Raw genomic sequence first — 16452 nt, forward strand, 5'->3', positions numbered from 1 at the left:
GGTGTTTAAATTCTAGTCATAAAAAAAGCTTCCAAAGATAAGGAAGCTTTTTGATTATTTATGTGTTTTTCAGATTAGCTTTTTACTGGATCTGGTAAAACAGTACCTTTAATTGTAAGTACTTTTGTTGGTTGTCCTTCTGCGTTAGAAGTTACAGTTACAGTTTTTGTAAAAGCACCAACTCTGTCAGTAGCATATTTTACACCAATAACACCTTTAGCTCCAGGAGCAATTGGTTCTTTTGGAGTAGTTGGAACAGTACATCCGCAAGATCCTTGAGTGTTAGTGATAATTAATGGTTTAGTTCCGTTGTTAACGAAAACGAATTCACGTTTACCATCAGCGTTGTGAGCGATAGTTCCGTAATCAATCGTTTCGGTTTCAAAAGCCATTCCAGCTCCTTCAACTTTAGCAACTTTAGTAGCTTTAGCTTTTTTAGTTGTTTGCGCATTAGAAGCCGTAATACCAGCTACAGCTAACATAGCGAATAAAATTATTTTTTTCATCTTAGGGTCTTTTTTTTTAAATGATAAACAAAGCTATGTAAAATTCTCCAACCACAAACTAAAAAAATCCTAAAAATATTTTAATTTTTGAAGTTTTCAATATGCCATTAAAAAATCATAAATTCGCTGTCTTAATTTTTTCATTTAAAACATTACAATTTGGCAGCTAAAGAGAAAGTGGTGAAGGAAACACCTTTAATGAAACAGTACAACGAGATCAAGGCTAAATATCCTGATGCATGTCTGCTTTTCAGAGTAGGAGATTTTTATGAAACCTTTGGAGAAGACGCCATTAGAGCTTCTAAAATTTTAGGAATAACATTAACTAAAAGAGGTGCAGGATCTGATACAGAAACAGCACTAGCAGGGTTTCCGCATCATTCTGTAAATACTTATTTGCCAAAATTGGTTAAGGCTGGACTTCGTGTAGCGATCTGTGATCAGCTTGAAGATCCGAAAATGACAAAAACAATCGTTAAAAGAGGTGTAACAGAGCTTGTAACTCCTGGAGTTTCTTTAAACGATGAGGTTTTGCATTCAAAATCAAATAACTTTTTAGCATCAGTTTATTTTGCCAATAAAAATATCGGAATTTCCTTCTTGGATGTTTCGACTGGTGAGTTTTTAACAGCTCAAGGAAATGCAGAATACATCGATAAATTATTGCAGAATTTTAATCCAAGTGAGGTTTTAGTTCCGAAACATAATAAGGGAGATTTTAAAACTGCTTTCGGAGAAGATTTTCATAGTTTTTATTTAGAAGATTGGATTTATAAAGAAGATTATGCTTTAGAGACATTGACAAAGCATTTTCAAACGAATTCATTAAAAGGATTTGGTGTTGAAGAGTTAAAAGAAGGAATTATTGCTTCGGGAGCGATTTTATATTATTTGTCCGAAACTCAGCATAATCGTGTGCAACATATCACGGCAATTCAGCGTATTGCAGAAGATGCTTACGTTTGGATGGATCGTTTTACAATTCGAAACTTAGAATTATATCATAGTTATAATCCAAATGCAGTTACGCTTTTGGATGTTATTGATAAAACACTTTCTCCAATGGGAGGGCGTTTGTTGAAACGTTGGTTAGCGTTGCCTTTAAAAGATGCTAACAAGGTAAAAAGCCGTCATGAGGTTGTAGCGTATTTAAAATCAAATCCTGAAATTCTGCATAACATTCAATATCAGATTAAACAGATTTCAGATTTAGAGCGTTTAATTTCTAAAATTGCTGCTGGAAAAGTTTCGCCAAGAGAAATTGTTTATTTAAAGGAATCTTTAGATGCTATTATTCCGATAAAAACTTTGGCACTCGAAAGTCCGCAAGAAGCAGTGAAAGTTATTGGAGATAGCTTACACGCTTGTGATTTGCTTCGCGAAAAAATTAAAAATACTTTAAATCAGGATGCTCCTGTTGCGATTTCAAAAGGAAATGCAATTGCAAGCGGAATCAGTGAAGAATTAGACGAGTTACGTGCTATTTCAACTTCAGGAAAAGAATTTTTAGAAGGAATTGAAAAAAGAGAATCAGAGAGAACAGGGATTTCTTCATTGAAAATCTCTTTTAATAATGTTTTCGGATATTACATCGAAGTTAGAAATACACATAAAGATAAAGTTCCAGAAGAATGGATTCGTAAGCAAACTTTGGTAAATGCAGAGCGTTATATTACTGAAGAATTAAAAGAATACGAAACCAAAATTTTAGGAGCAGAAGAAAAAATCTATAAAATAGAAAGTGAGCTTTTCGAGCAGTTAGTAGCATGGATTTCTACTTATATCAAACCTGTTCAAATGAATGCTTATTTGGTGGCGCAGTTAGACTGTTTGTGCTCTTTTACACAAATGGCTGTTGAAAATCAATATGTATGTCCTGAAATTGATGAGACATTTGAATTGGATATCAAAAACGGAAGACACCCTGTAATTGAAAAACAATTGCCTGTTGGGACTCCTTATATTGCCAATGATGTTTTCTTGGACAGAGAAACGCAGCAAATCATTATGATTACCGGACCTAACATGTCGGGTAAGTCTGCAATTTTAAGACAAACGGCTTTAATTGTGCTTTTGACTCAAATGGGAAGTTTTGTTCCTGCTGATAGTGTTAGAATGGGAATTGTGGACAAGATTTTTACGAGAGTAGGAGCTTCAGATAATATTTCGATGGGTGAATCTACTTTTATGGTTGAAATGAATGAAACGGCTTCGATCTTGAATAATATTTCCGATAGAAGTTTGGTGTTGTTGGATGAAATTGGAAGAGGAACTAGTACGTATGACGGAATCTCGATTGCTTGGGCAATTGCTGAGTTTTTACATGAACATCCAGGAAGAGCAAAAACGCTTTTTGCAACGCATTATCATGAGTTGAATGAGATGACAGAATCGATGCCGAGAATTCAGAATTTTAATGTGGCTGTAAAAGAGCTTAAGGATACTGTTTTATTTGTTAGAAAACTGGTAAAAGGAGGAAGTGCGCATAGTTTCGGAATTCACGTGGCAAAAATGGCTGGAATGCCACAATTGGTTATTTCAAAAGCGCAAAAGCTTTTAAAGAAATTAGAGAAGAATCATTCAAGCGATGCTTTGAACGGAATAAAAGCGGCAAATGATGAAATGCAGATGAGTTTCTTTAATTTAGATGATCCTTTGTTGGAAGAGATAAAAGAAGAGATTTTAAATCTCGATATTAATGCGATTACACCAGTAGAAGCTTTGATGAAGCTGAATGAGATCAAAAGAATGCTGGTTAAAAAATAAAATCTAAAAAATTTCAATTTTAAAGTTTAGGTTATCAGAATGTTATAAAATAAGTGGATTTTTTTTTAGAAAAACGCTTGTGTAATTGAATAAATGTCCTAAATTTGCACTCGCAATACGAAACAAATCAAGTATTGCAGGTTCTTAATAAAATTTGAAATGCGAAAATAGCTCAGTTGGTAGAGCGCGACCTTGCCAAGGTCGAGGTCGCGGGTTCGAGCCCCGTTTTTCGCTCAAAACCATATAATGCTCGGATGGTGAAATAGGTAGACACGCTGGACTTAAAATCCAGTGAACAGCAATGTTCGTGCGGGTTCAAGTCCCGCTCTGAGTACTAAAGCCTCTTCTTTTGAAGAGGCTTTTTTTATTTGCAAACTTGCAGTTAATAAATTTAGGTAGTAAATTTATTAGTGGAACCAGAAATCTAGGGGTTTCAAAAACAATCTAAAATCAATAATCTAAAATCTAAAATTTATAAATGGGTGCTTTTGTAATTAGCAAGCGATTTAATGATGAATATAAATTTACTTTTACTTCGCGAAGAGGTAAAGTTATTTTTACGAGTTTGAGTTATGAATTGAGGTTTGAGTGTGAAGAGGATATTGAGAAGTTTAAAGCGAATATTGATCTTTCTAAGTTTTTGAAATTTAAAGGTTCAGGAGGGAAGTATTTTTTTAAATTGATGCTTGGGGATCTTCATTTTGCTACAAGTCGAAAATATAGTACGGAATTGCTTTTGCAGAAGGGGATAAAAGAAATTGTGACATATGCTTCTCGGTCTGAGATTTTGGATTTTTCTTCGAGTGAATCAATTTTTGGGGATGAGGAAACTGAAGAAGAGTTGGAGGAAGCGGCAGAATAAAAAAAGCGTTTGTAAATTACAGACGCTTTTTTTATGAAGTGGATTAATTTGTAAAAATTAATCATAAAAAAAAACCATCTCTAAGATGGTTTTAAAAATTTTAGAACTTAGGTTCTAATTATTTTTTTACTTCTTCTACTTTAGCAGCAGCTGAATCAACTTTAGCAGCAGCAGAATCAACAGTTGCAGCAGCTGAATCAACAACAGCAGCAGCAGAATCAACAGTTACAGCAGTAGAATCTACAGCAGCTTCTGTAGCAGCAGCGTCAGCTTTTTTACAAGATACAACAGTTAAAACAGCAACAACAGCTAAACTTAAAAATACTTTTTTCATCTTACTTTATTATAAAAGGTTAATTATTAATTCGTGGCAAAGATATAAATTTTTTAATATGTAAAATATTTTTTCACTTTTTTTTTAAAATATTTTCCTTGCTCACGATTATCTTAGTTATCAAATAATATGCCAAATTAGAAAAAATAATTGGTATTATTGTATGTTTTGTTAAATTTATTTTTTGTTGAAAATTCTATCGGTGTTTTCGGCTTTTTGGTTGGTTTGTTGTAGTTTATTTTGTTTTTTAATGATTATTGTCTTTTAAGCGGTGTGAGGAAAAATGATTTTAATCGGTTTAATTATCATAAAAAAAGTGGAGACAGATTGTTTTTATGCTTGAAAGGGTTAAAAAATGTTTTTCAAAATAGTTTCAGTTGCTCCTTTATTGTTTTGAATGAATGATCTGCAGATCTCACTTTTTTCTGTAAATAGTAAGTTATCAGATAATAATCGGTCAAAAATCACTTTTAATTCATTACTATTTGAGATAACGGTACATCCTTTTAGTGCTACGAGTGACACTGCTTCAGCAAAATTGGAATAATTTGGGCCAATTACTATCGGAATTCCAAATGTAGCAGGTTCCAAGATATTGTGAATTCCAGGATTTCCAAATCCGCCGCCCACATATGCGATTGTTCCATAACTGTAGATCTTTGTTAGAATTCCAACAGTATCAATTATGAATACATTATAATGAGATAAATCTTTATTTTCTTTTTCGGAAAACAAAACCGTTGATTTTGTAATCTGGGATTTAAGATTGGAAATCTGATCAGCTTTAATATTGTGTGGTGCAATAATGAATTTTACATCTTCTGGTGCTTGATTTATATATTCGGCAATCAAAACCTCGTCTTTTGGCCACGAGCTCCCAATTACAATAGTCTGCTGATTGTTTTTGAAGTTTTTGATATAATCAAGAGAATTGTCTCTTGCTAAAATTGTAGCAACTCTGTCAAAACGGGTGTCGCCAGAAACAATTACATTCTTAAAGCCAATGGATTCAATTTTTTCTTTTGAGCTTTCATTCTGAACAAAAAAGTAAGTAAAAGCTTTTAAGGCGTTTCTGTAAAATCCTCCATACCATTTAAAAAACATTTGATTGTCTCTGAAAATTCCAGAAATCAGGTAAGTTGGTGTTTTGCTTTTTTCTAATTCCTTTAAATAATTTAGCCAGAATTCGTATTTGATGAAAAATGCAAATTCAGGATGAACTAATTTTAAAAATCGTTTAGCATTGCTTTTTGTGTCAAGAGGAAGATAGATGGTAACATCTGCAACTGTGTTATTTTTACGCACTTCGTATCCAGATGGGGAAAAAAAGGATACAATGATTTTATGTGAAGGGTATTTTTCTTTGATTTTTTCGATAACAGGTAAGCCTTGTTCGTATTCTCCTAATGAAGCGGAGTGAAACCAAATGGTTTTGTCGTCTACTTTGATTTTTTCTTCTAAGAGTGAAAATACATTTTTGCGACCGTTAACAAAAAGCTTAATTTTCGGACTAAATAGCGCTATGATTTTTAAGAAAAATCCTGCGATGTATATGATTAAATTGTATAAAAAAAGCATGTAATAATTTTTGTGGCTAAATTACATTTCTTTCGACTATTTTCATTGGTTTGAAGCTATTAATAACTATTTTTGTTCCTCCTTTTAGAGATTTCTGTCTGAAATAGAGTCTTTAATTTTTAAACATTATTCAAAAATGAAAAAAATACAAATGGTTGACTTAAAAAGTCAATACGAAAAAATAAAATCTACTGTAGACGCTTCTATTCAAGAAGTTTTAGATACTAATACTTATATTAACGGACCTTTAGTTCATCAGTTTCAAAAAAATCTTGAAGATTATTTAGGAGCAAAACATGTAATTCCTTGTGCAAACGGTACAGATGCTTTACAGATTGCCATGATGGGATTGGATTTGAAACCGGGTGACGAAGTTATTACTGCCGATTTTACTTTTGCGGCTACTGTTGAGGTTATTGCTTTGTTGCAATTGACTCCGGTTTTAGTTGATGTTGATATGGTAAACATGAATATCGATATTGAAGCAGTTAAAAAAGCAATCACGCCAAAAACAAAAGCAATTGTTCCTGTGCATTTATTTGGTCGCGCTGCTAATATGGATGCGATTATGGAAATTGCAGTAGAACATAATTTGTATGTAATTGAAGATAATGCACAGGCAATAGGAGCTGATTATATTTCTAAATCTGGAACAAAATCAAAAGTAGGAACAATTGGTCATGTTGCGGCAACTTCTTTTTTTCCATCTAAAAATTTAGGTTGTTACGGAGATGGAGGAGCGATTTTTACTAATGATGATAAATTAGCACACATTATCCGCGGAATTGTAAATCACGGAATGTATGAGCGTTACCATCATGATGTTGTAGGAGTAAATTCTCGTTTAGATAGTATTCAAGCTGGAGTTTTAAATGCAAAATTACCTTTGCTTGATGAGTATAACCAAGCTCGTCGTTTAGCAGCTACAAAATATAATGCTGCTTTTGCTGGAAATAAACACATCATCACTCCTGATTTTGATGCAAATCAGAATGATCATGTTTTTCATCAATATGTGTTAAGAATTTTAGATGCAGATAGAAATGCTTTAATGCAGCATTTATTGGATAAAGGAATTCCATGTGCGATTTATTATCCAATTCCGCTTCACTCTCAAAAAGCTTATTTAGATCCTCGCTATAAAGAAGAGCAATTTCCGGTTACGAATCAATTAGTTCAGGAAGTAATTGCTCTACCGATGCACACTGAGCTTGATGACGAGCAGATTAAATTTATAACCGATTCTGTTTTAGAATTTCTAAACCAATAAATATGAGAAGAGCTAGTCTTTTAATTTTGATAATTCTTGTTCAGTTTTCAGTTTTTGCTCAAAAAACGAATTCTAAAGAAGAAAATGCTGTTGCCGGTCAGGTAGAGATTTTACGTCAAGCGATGATTGATGCTGACGGTGCAAAATTAAAAGCGCTAACTTCGGATAAGTTGAATTATGTCCATTCAAATGGCAATTTTCAAAATCAAACAGAATTTGTTGAAGGAATAGTTAGTGGAAAATCAGATTTTGTATCTATTGATTTTCAGAATCAGACTATAACTGTTCAGAATGATGTTGCTATAGTTAGACATGTTTTGTCTGCTCATACCAAAGACGATGGAATAGATAGAGATATTAAAATAGGTATAATGCTTGTTTGGCAAAAACAGAAAAATAAATGGATTCTAATTGCAAGACAAGCCTATAAATTAACTACATAAAATAACCACAAAATGAAAGTATTAGTAACAGGAGGATTAGGATTTATAGGTTCTCACACGGTAGTCGAATTGCAAAACGAAGGCTTTGAAGTTGTGATAATCGATAATCTTTCAAATTCCTCGGAAGATGTTTTAAAAGGAATTACAGCAATAACAGGAAAAACGCCTTTATTCGAAAAATTAGATTTAAGAGAAAAAAGTGCGGTTAAAGATTTTTTTAAAAAACACAATGATGTTACGGGAGTGATTCATTTTGCGGCTTCAAAAGCAGTGGGAGAAAGTGTTGAACAGCCTTTGTTGTATTATGAAAACAATATCAATAGTTTAGTATATCTTTTGCAAGAATTACAACAAAAACCTGAAGCAAGTTTTATTTTCAGTTCTTCTTGTACAGTTTATGGTCAGGCTGAAAAAATGCCAATTACAGAAGATGCTCCAGTTCAGGTAGCAATGTCTCCTTATGGGAATACGAAGCAAATTGGAGAGGAGATAATTACAGATACAGCTAAAGTGACAAATATTAGTGCTATTTTATTGCGTTATTTTAATCCGGTTGGAGCGCACGAATCTGCTCAGATTGGAGAATTGCCTTTAGGAGTTCCTCAAAATTTAGTGCCTTTTATTACGCAAACAGGAATGGGATTGCGTCAGGAGTTATCTGTTTTTGGAAATGATTATCCAACATCAGATGGAACTGCAGTTCGTGATTATATTCATGTTGTGGATTTAGCAAAAGCGCACGTAATTGCTTTACAACGTTTGTTAAACAAAAAGAATTTGGCAAAAGTAGAAACTTTCAATTTGGGAACAGGAAAAGGAAGTTCTGTTTTGGAAGTGATTCATAGTTTTGAAAAAGTGAGTGATAAAAAATTGCCATACAAAATTATGCCTCGCCGTGAAGGTGATGTTACTGAAGCTTTTGCCAATACAGATAAAGCAAATAATGTTTTAGGCTGGAAATCAGAATTAAGTTTAGATGAAGCAATGGCAAGTGCTTGGAAATGGGAACAGAAAGTTCGTTCTTAATTTAGGTTTCAGTCATAGTGACTCCTGATAGCATCAGGATTGCTTTTTATATAAATAACATAATCCCAAATAATCTATATGGATTGTTTGGGATTTTTATTTTGAATACATTTATTTTATAAATTTGTAAGATAAAAATGTAGGAATTTTAAACATGAAAAAGGAAAATCAAAAAAATGACAAGGTAGAAGAACCTGCAAAAGAATACGAAATTCAAAAAAAGAAAACTCAAGGAATCGATCCCGAAACTTTTGATTTTGATGCTGAGTTTGCAAAAGGGCTAACTCTTGAAGAAGCAAAAGCAGAATCCATTAGAAGAATCCGAGAATGGTGGGGGAAAGGGAAATAGAAATTGTATTTACACCAAAAGTATTAGAGTTTTTAGATGATTTAGTACTTGTATTATATAAAAAAGAATATTTTGGATTTCTGGGATCTGCAGAAAATTATGTTTTAACAATGTATGATGCAATTTCAGATAGGTTAAAGAAATCAAGGCATTGTCAAGCCCCTAGTTCAATTAAATATTTAGGAACAAATTATATTTTTTATAAAGTCAATAATAGAACAACTTGGTACATTTTTTTCGAAAAAAGGGAAAGAAATTATTTGATAACAGCGATTATAAATAACAATTCTATTGAAGTTGGATATCTATAAAACAAAATCCTCATAAACTGATCAAAGTTGATGAGGATTTTTTATTTATACAGCCAGTAAATGATCCCGATAGCTATCAGGAGAGGCTGCAACTAAAAACTAATTAAGCATTAGCAGTAGCCGCTTCTTTATCAATTTTATTAATCAAGCCAGCTAAAACTTTTCCAGGACCAACTTCAGTAAATAAAGTAGCGCCGTCAGCGATCATTTGCTGAACAGACTGAGTCCATTTTACAGGAGCAGTTAATTGAATGATTAAGTTCTTTTTAATTTCGTTTGCATCAGAAACTGCATGTGCAGTAACGTTTTGATACACTGGACAAATTGGAGTAGAGAATGTAGTCGCTTCAATTGCGGCAGCCAATTCTTCTCTAGCTGGTTCCATCATTGGCGAGTGAAAAGCTCCTCCAACAGGTAAAATTAAAGCACGTTTTGCTCCAGCAGCTTTCATTGCCTCACAAGCTTTTTCAACAGCAGTAGTTTCTCCAGAAATTACCAATTGACCTGGGCAGTTGTAGTTTGCAGCAACCACAACACCGTCGATAGAAGCACAAACTTCTTCCACAACATTATCAGCTAAACCTAAAACTGCAGCCATTGTAGATGGAGTAATTTCGCAGGCTTTTTGCATCGCTAAAGCACGTTGAGAAACCAATTTAAGTCCGTCTTCAAAAGATAAAGTTCCGTTTGCTACTAAAGCAGAGAATTCTCCTAAAGAGTGACCTGCAACCATTTCCGGTTTGAAATCTTCTAAAGTTTTAGCTAAAATAACAGAGTGTAAAAATACAGCTGGTTGTGTTACTTTAGTTTCTTTTAGTTCTTCGGCAGTGCCTTCAAACATGATATCTGTAATTCTGAAACCTAATATTTCATTAGCTTTTTCAAATAATTCTTTGGCTAAAGCCGAATTTTCATAAAGGTCTTTACCCATTCCTGTGAATTGCGCGCCTTGACCCGGAAATACGAATGCTTTCATTTGTCTAATTTGTTTTTTATTTTTTTTGGAATTGAAATTAGTTTCAATTGAAAGGCAAAAATAATACTTTTTTATTTCGTATAATCCTTAAACATGTAAATCCATGCTAATCTGGAAAATCGGAGGTTGAAAGAAGTTAATAAAGTGATCACAACAGCAATTATGGGAATGATTCGCAAATCGAAATTTTTTTCGAAGAAGAACTGTGCAATACAGTATGTTGCAATTCCTTGAGCGACTGTTAATCCATAGTTTACATACATGGCGCCAAAGAAATAACCAGGTTCTTTTTGGAATTTGTAATTACAGTGGCTGCAGTATTCATTCATTTTTGGAAGACTAAAATTGAAGAAAATATTTTTGTCTGTAAAAACTTTTCCTTTATGACAAATAGGACATTCGTTGCTTAAAATATGAGTTAATGCGCTTGACATGACTTTGTTATTTTTTGTTTATACAAAGGTAATTCAGAGGTTTATAAAAGTCTTTTTTATATCTTCGCTTATTATAGCACAATAAAGACATTTTTTATGAAAAGATACCCGATTTATAGTGTTCAGAATTTTAGCTGTAACGATATTCACCGCGATTTTTACGTGAATACTTTTACGGAACATTTAAAAAATCACAGTTTTGTCGAAGAACCGCATCGGCATGATTCGTATTTAATGGTCTTTTTTACGAAAGGCTCTGGTTTGCATGAAGTCGATTTTGATCAATTCGTAATCAAGAGAGGAAGTCTTTTTGTGCTACAACCAGGACAAATGCATCATTGGAATTTATCTGAAGACATCGAAGGTTTTGTCATTATTTTTTCTCAGGAATTGTACAATTTGTATTTCGGACAAAAAAAAATTAACGATTATAATTTTTATCATTCGATTCATAACCGACCAGAAATGGTTTTTGAAGAAAGTGAAATCCCGAAAATCCTCCCTTATTTTGATTTATTAATTCAAGAAAATAATCAGAATAATAAATATCAATTAGATAAATTACTGAATTTATTAGACTGCATTCATATAGAAATAGCAAGAAAATATAGCGAAACTTATTCGCATCAAACGCATTCGTACAACATCAAAATCAATACATTCGAATCGCTTTTAGAAGAATATTTCAGAACCGAAAAACTGCCTTCGTTTTATGCAGAAAAACTAAATATCACACTAAAACATTTAAACAGAATCTGCAACGAAATCCTCCAAAAAACAGCAACAGAAGTAATCACAGATCGCGTTATTCTAGAAATCAAAAGAATGTTGATTGATAAACAATTAGCCGTAAACGAAGTCGCTTTCAAAGTCGGCTACGAAGATTACTCATATTTCTCCCGATTCTTCAAAAAACAAACCGGAATGTCTCCAACAGAATTTAGAAATACAGTGCGTTGAGTTTTTTTGCCACGAATTGCACGAATTTCCACGAATTATTTTTTATAGCCACAGATTAAAGGATTATTTGGATTAAAAAATCTGTGAAAATCTTTTAATCTGTAGCAAAAAAATATTTAGCATTTTGAGAAAAAAATTAGTCGAAATTCATGCAATTCGTGGCAACATAAAAAAAAGCCCTGCACAAAAAGTACAGAGCTTTTAACCAACCAATTAAATCTAATCTAAACCAAAAGATTAAGCTTGTTTTACGAATTGTAATTCGATGTTCAATTTTACTTCTTCGCCAACTAAAACTCCACCAGTTTCAAGAGCTGAGTTCCAGTTTAATCCCCAATCTTTACGATTGATTTTTCCTTCTATGCTTAAACCAACTTTAGTATTTCCCCAAGGATCAGTCAGGATTCCGCTGTATTCTACTGGAAATGTTACTGATTTTGAAACACCTTTGATGTTTAAATCTCCAGTGATTTCGTAGCTTCCTTCATTGATTTTTTTGAAAGAAGAAGCTTTGAAAGTTAATTTTGGATGATTTTCAGCATCAAAAAAGTCACCGCTTCTTAAGTGTCCGTCTCTATCTGCATTTGCAGTGTCAACAGAAGCGATATCAGCAGAAAATTCGATAGCTGCATTTTCGAAGTTGTCTCCGTCTGTAGTAATTGTAGCATCGTAAGTTCCAAATTTTCCTGAAACATTAGTAAACATCATGTGTTTAACTTTAAAACCAATTTCTGAGTGAGTTGGGTCAATTGACCATTTTGTAGTTGCCATAATTTTATTTTTTTAAATAATTAATTTGTTTCATTTTGATAGGACAAAGTTACGGTGACAGTTGTCCTGAAGCACTTAACCTAGATTAAGAAATGAAAAGCAAGTTTTTTAAAGCCACAGATTTCACAGATTAAAAGGATTTTTTTTCGTCACTTTAATAAAAATTATTGTAATCCTTTTAATCTGTGAAATCTGTGGCAAAAAAGATTTAGCTTTTATTTTTTGTTATTCAGATAGAAAGTCAACGCCCCAGATGGACATTTATTTACAGTCGAAATGATTTTCTCCGTTGTAGATTGTTCGGGCGTAATCCACGGTTTTTCTTTTGGACGAAAAACATCTGGATTATTTTTAACACAATTTGTCGAGTGAATACATTTTCCCGATTGCCAGACAATCGTTACTTCTCCGTTTGTATATTCTTTAGTGAGGTTATTTGGATTCATGGTTTAAAATTTTAAAGATTAGTTTTAATTTAAAAGTCAGACCAATGTCCTTATTTTCATAAAGTTAGTCTTTCTTGTTTTGTTTTTTATCAATTAAAGGTTAAAAAAAAGAAACGATAATAATCTGGTTTCCAGATTTATTATCGTTTCAGCGTTACAGGTATTTAATTTTTTTTGTTCGAATTAATAATTCATCGGAACATCCATTAATAAAAATTCAGCATCTGTATTCGCTTTAATGTTTAAAGCATCAGTTCCTGAAATTCCAACCGCGTCACGAGAATTTAATTCCTGACCGTTGATGGTTACATTTCCTTTTAAAACGAATGCGTAAACTCCGTTTCCTTCTTTTTTGATTTTATATTCTGTAGAAATTCCAGCATCAAAATTACCCATGTTAAACCAAGCGTCTTGGTGAATCCAAACGCCTTCATCATCTGCATTTGGAGATAAAACCTGAGACAATTTATTGTGTCTATCCGCAACATCCAAAGTAATTTGTTGGTAACGTGGCGTAACATTTCTTTTATTCGGAAACAACCAAATCTGCAATAATTTAGTCTGCTGATCTGCATTCGGATTAAACTCGCTATGCTGAATTCCAGTTCCCGCACTCATTACTTGAATATCACCATTTTTAATGATTTCAGTATTTCCCATGCTGTCTTTATGAGCCAAATCACCTTCCAACGGAATCGTAATAATTTCCATATTATCATGAGGATGAGTTCCAAATCCCATTCCAGCAGCAATCGTGTCATCGTTCAAAACACGAAGCGCTCCAAACTGAATTCTATCCGGATTGTACCAGCTCGCAAAACTAAAGCTGTGATAAGCATTTAACCATCCGTGATTTGCATTTCCTCTTGTGTCTGCTTTGTGTAATACTATATTTTCCATGATTTTGTCCTTTTGTTATTTTTATAGTACAAAGATACAGCCATGGTAAAGGAAAAGCACTTAATCTAGGTTAAGAAAGATTCTGAGGTTTTCTTTTTAGGTACAAAGAGACAGAGAGACAAAGGTTCAAAGCTTTTTATCATGCAGTTTGTTATCCTGACGAAGGAAGGATCACACTAGTAGCTCTACAAAGAGATTCGCCAATCTTTGAAAAATTTTCAAAATTTAGTAAAATTATCTAATTGACACATTCTCAAATTATCTAATTGATTTTTTGAAGCAGAAATTTTGGTTTTCAAAAGACGTCTAGTCCCGCTATCCGTTTCAATCTTTTGTGCCGAACCCCGGCACAAAAGGATTTCCACTTCTATCGGGGCTAATTGAGAGGTTTTGTTTTCAAAAGAAGATGTGTTTAAACGCAAAGTAAGCATATAGTTTGTCATCTCGACGAAGGAGAGATCGCACGCGAAATTCCACAAAGATTGGCGATCCGCTTTGGCGATCTACTTGTGTGATCTCTCCTTCGTCGAGATGACAAGATTGTGGTGAAAACTTATGTGATTTAAAAAATAAACTATTTTATCTTAATCAATTTCCCTTTTCCAGTCGTTACATCCAGATAATTATCATCATTCCTATCATGCATAAAAAACTCAATAGTATCTTTCTGAATTTGATCTTTTGGAATAGTTATCACTAAATCAATATTTATGAAATTATCCAGAAGTATTGCATTCCCGTAAGAAACCTTTCCTTTTGGTAAAAACTTGTTGTCAAAAACAAAAATACTATCCTTGAAAGTGATTTTGTCTTTTTGGATATATTGATTTTCGTCTTCGATTAGATAATTATAACGGCCGTTAAGTTTGTCTATTTTCTGATTGAAGTTTACAGAAAGCAGAACTATTAGTAAAGATAAATAATGCATAAAATTCTAACTGTATTGATTCATAAACTGCTGTACAACTGCATCTGTATTTTCATGGCGTTTCTTTTTCTCCAAAACAATAGGCGGAGCGCTTCTTTCTAAACAATCTTGTACCGCGCAGGTTTCGCAAGTTACACCTACAATTCGTTTTACCAAAGGTTTTCCGTCAATGAATTTAAATTTCTTTTTCATTGTCGGATTTATTAGTATTCCAACAGAAATACTACGGATATAATTTTCAGCAAAAGGATCTTTTGTAGCCGATGAAAAAACCAAATATTCGTTGCCGCTGTTGGCATAACTCGAAATCTGAGCATCAAAAAAATGAGGTTTATTTTGTCTGATCGCTTCGTCAATAGTTTTTACTGAAACCCATCTTCTGCAATAATGTTCGTTGGTTTCGTTGGCGTGCGGTTCCTGCTGATGTGTAATGTGTAATTCTTTGTTTATTTGATAAAAATCAGAACCAATTTTATGAGATAATCTCAGGAAAAAAAGGTTTTTCAGCTGAAAATCTTTCGGTAATAAATTGGTCAAACGCTGGTAAAAAGATTCTGGCGAGACCTCAAAACTTTCAATTAAAGCGACAAATTCTTCAGGTCTCGGATTTTCATTTTCTAAAAAAGCATTGATTTTATTGACAACCAATTTTCTTGGTAAAAGTAAAGCGCCTGCAAAATAAGAAGCATAAAAATTATTCAAAACCTGATCGAAATTTTCAAACTTAATCCAGCTGAAAGTCAGCAGACGATCTGAGATTTTCAAATAATTATAAGCGATTTCTTTGGCTAAAATAAAAGCCTTCTGCGGATCGTCCAATTCAGTTGAAAGCAATAAAGTTCTACTTTTCGGAACATAAATTGAGCGTAAATCTTCTAAAGCTTCCTGATCTTTAAAAACGATTTCTTCAATCTTATAATCGTATTCTTCTTTTAAAATAGCTTCCAATTCTTCAATGCTGATTTTAGAATCTAAATTAATCTGAAAGGACTTCGAAAAAGCGATTACTTTCTCTTCTAAATCTTCAAAATAATTGCTGTGCGCTTCCTGATACGAACGCAAAGCGGCAAGGAAAAAACTTTCTCGGCTTAAATTATAATGTTGTGCAATTTCAATAATCGTACTGATAAACGCATTGACTTTTGCCGGAGCATTCGCAATAATATCAATTAAATCAGCTTCCTGAATTCCGAAAAGCTCTAGCGGAATCTCCTTTAAAATTCCAGATTTTAAGATTTCGCCAATCGGAGCGAGGTTGTTATCGAGTTTTAAAGATACCATTTGATCGTAAGTCACGTCCAAATGTTCGCATAAAAGCAAAATTTTATCTGTTTTGGGATATTTTTTTCCTTTTTCAATCTCGTTTAAATACGATTTTGAAAGATTGGTCAGTTTGGCCAAACCAAAAAGAGACAAGTTTTTTTGTGTTCGAACTTGCTTCAGTTTTAGCCCAAAAATCAGCTTTATATAGTCTTTTTCGATATCCATAATGTCAAATATAGAAATTCTAAAAACAATCGCAAAATAAATATTTTTTAAATTTAGCGAACGTTCGCTTGTTTTGTAAAAAACTTTTTTATAACATTGTACTG

General features: G+C 33.0%; 17 protein-coding genes and 2 tRNA genes. 9 read left to right on the top strand and 10 right to left on the bottom strand.

Features of this window, described 5'->3' with window-relative positions; translation table 11 throughout:
- Positions 1 to 74 precede the first annotated feature (74 nt).
- Positions 75 to 506, bottom strand: a complete 432-nt coding sequence (locus NQQ59_RS24480) for a DUF1573 domain-containing protein (RefSeq protein ID WP_144215396.1) — start codon at positions 504 to 506, stop codon at positions 75 to 77.
- A gap of 159 nt (positions 507 to 665) precedes the next feature.
- On the opposite strand from NQQ59_RS24480, the gene mutS reads away from it, so the two are divergent.
- The 4 genes from mutS (at position 666) to NQQ59_RS24500 (ending at position 4134) form a co-directional block, all read left to right on the top strand.
- Positions 666 to 3272 carry a DNA mismatch repair protein MutS gene (mutS, locus tag NQQ59_RS24485; RefSeq protein WP_186296588.1) on the top strand — a complete coding sequence of 869 codons (2607 nt, stop codon included), beginning with the start codon at positions 666 to 668 and terminating at the stop codon, positions 3270 to 3272.
- A 161-nt stretch (positions 3273 to 3433) separates the two neighbouring features.
- Positions 3434 to 3506, top strand: a tRNA-Gly gene (locus NQQ59_RS24490).
- A gap of 14 nt (positions 3507 to 3520) precedes the next feature.
- A tRNA-Leu gene (locus NQQ59_RS24495) sits at positions 3521 to 3606 on the top strand.
- A 144-nt stretch (positions 3607 to 3750) separates the two neighbouring features.
- A complete protein-coding gene (locus NQQ59_RS24500) occupies positions 3751 to 4134 on the top strand; it encodes a DUF1508 domain-containing protein (protein ID WP_144215395.1) in 384 nt (127 codons plus the stop codon).
- Between the two features lie 118 nt (positions 4135 to 4252).
- Here NQQ59_RS24500 and NQQ59_RS24505 read toward each other — a convergent pair whose 3' ends face one another.
- Together NQQ59_RS24505 and NQQ59_RS24510 are read right to left on the bottom strand one after the other, a co-directional pair.
- On the bottom strand, positions 4253 to 4468 hold the full coding sequence (locus tag NQQ59_RS24505; RefSeq protein WP_091492463.1) for a PG1828 family lipoprotein: 216 nt from the start codon (positions 4466 to 4468) through the stop codon (positions 4253 to 4255).
- 348 nt (positions 4469 to 4816) lie between these two features.
- Complete coding sequence (locus tag NQQ59_RS24510; RefSeq protein ID WP_144215394.1) at positions 4817 to 6046, bottom strand: 3-deoxy-D-manno-octulosonic acid transferase; 1230 nt, start codon at positions 6044 to 6046, stop codon at positions 4817 to 4819.
- A gap of 136 nt (positions 6047 to 6182) precedes the next feature.
- On the opposite strand from NQQ59_RS24510, the gene NQQ59_RS24515 reads away from it, so the two are divergent.
- The 4 genes from NQQ59_RS24515 (at position 6183) to NQQ59_RS24530 (ending at position 9134) form a co-directional block, all read left to right on the top strand.
- Positions 6183 to 7316 carry a DegT/DnrJ/EryC1/StrS family aminotransferase gene (locus tag NQQ59_RS24515; RefSeq protein ID WP_144215393.1) on the top strand — a complete coding sequence of 378 codons (1134 nt, stop codon included), beginning with the start codon at positions 6183 to 6185 and terminating at the stop codon, positions 7314 to 7316.
- 2 nt (positions 7317 to 7318) lie between these two features.
- The gene (locus NQQ59_RS24520; protein ID WP_144215392.1) at positions 7319 to 7759 is read left to right on the top strand and encodes a nuclear transport factor 2 family protein; all 441 of its coding nucleotides are present in this window, start codon (positions 7319 to 7321) and stop codon (positions 7757 to 7759) included.
- A 12-nt stretch (positions 7760 to 7771) separates the two neighbouring features.
- The gene (gene galE, locus NQQ59_RS24525; protein WP_144215391.1) at positions 7772 to 8785 is read left to right on the top strand and encodes a UDP-glucose 4-epimerase GalE; all 1014 of its coding nucleotides are present in this window, start codon (positions 7772 to 7774) and stop codon (positions 8783 to 8785) included.
- A gap of 154 nt (positions 8786 to 8939) precedes the next feature.
- Positions 8940 to 9134, top strand: a complete 195-nt coding sequence (locus NQQ59_RS24530; RefSeq protein ID WP_144215390.1) for a hypothetical protein — start codon at positions 8940 to 8942, stop codon at positions 9132 to 9134.
- Positions 9135 to 9548: 414 nt separating this feature from the next.
- On the opposite strand, the gene fabD is transcribed toward NQQ59_RS24530, so the two are convergent.
- The gene (fabD, locus tag NQQ59_RS24535; protein ID WP_144215389.1) at positions 9549 to 10421 is read right to left on the bottom strand and encodes an ACP S-malonyltransferase; all 873 of its coding nucleotides are present in this window, start codon (positions 10419 to 10421) and stop codon (positions 9549 to 9551) included.
- A 71-nt stretch (positions 10422 to 10492) separates the two neighbouring features.
- Positions 10493 to 10855: a DUF983 domain-containing protein gene (locus NQQ59_RS24540; RefSeq protein ID WP_144215388.1), complete on the bottom strand. Its 363-nt coding sequence runs from the start codon at positions 10853 to 10855 to the stop codon at positions 10493 to 10495.
- Positions 10856 to 10951: 96 nt separating this feature from the next.
- Here NQQ59_RS24540 and NQQ59_RS24545 point away from each other — a divergent pair, with 96 nt between their 5' ends.
- The gene (locus NQQ59_RS24545) at positions 10952 to 11815 is read left to right on the top strand and encodes a helix-turn-helix domain-containing protein (protein WP_144215387.1); all 864 of its coding nucleotides are present in this window, start codon (positions 10952 to 10954) and stop codon (positions 11813 to 11815) included.
- Positions 11816 to 12052: 237 nt separating this feature from the next.
- Here NQQ59_RS24545 and NQQ59_RS24550 read toward each other — a convergent pair whose 3' ends face one another.
- The 5 genes from NQQ59_RS24550 to NQQ59_RS24570 all read right to left on the bottom strand — a co-directional run bounded on the left by NQQ59_RS24550 (position 12053) and on the right by NQQ59_RS24570 (position 16348).
- The gene (locus NQQ59_RS24550) at positions 12053 to 12586 is read right to left on the bottom strand and encodes a YceI family protein (protein ID WP_053471585.1); all 534 of its coding nucleotides are present in this window, start codon (positions 12584 to 12586) and stop codon (positions 12053 to 12055) included.
- A gap of 215 nt (positions 12587 to 12801) precedes the next feature.
- The gene (locus NQQ59_RS24555) at positions 12802 to 13032 is read right to left on the bottom strand and encodes a (4Fe-4S)-binding protein (RefSeq protein WP_144215386.1); all 231 of its coding nucleotides are present in this window, start codon (positions 13030 to 13032) and stop codon (positions 12802 to 12804) included.
- A 183-nt stretch (positions 13033 to 13215) separates the two neighbouring features.
- On the bottom strand, positions 13216 to 13932 hold the full coding sequence (locus NQQ59_RS24560) for a pirin family protein (RefSeq protein ID WP_144215385.1): 717 nt from the start codon (positions 13930 to 13932) through the stop codon (positions 13216 to 13218).
- Positions 13933 to 14506: 574 nt separating this feature from the next.
- Entirely contained in the window at positions 14507 to 14860 is a 354-nt protein-coding gene (locus NQQ59_RS24565; protein WP_144215384.1) for a hypothetical protein, read from the bottom strand.
- 6 nt (positions 14861 to 14866) lie between these two features.
- Positions 14867 to 16348 carry a helix-turn-helix domain-containing protein gene (locus NQQ59_RS24570; protein ID WP_144215383.1) on the bottom strand — a complete coding sequence of 494 codons (1482 nt, stop codon included), beginning with the start codon at positions 16346 to 16348 and terminating at the stop codon, positions 14867 to 14869.
- Positions 16349 to 16452: the final 104 nt, after the last annotated feature.

The organism is Flavobacterium panacis (genome assembly GCF_024649945.1).
In the GTDB taxonomy this organism is placed as follows: Bacteria; Bacteroidota; Bacteroidia; order Flavobacteriales; family Flavobacteriaceae; genus Flavobacterium; species Flavobacterium panacis.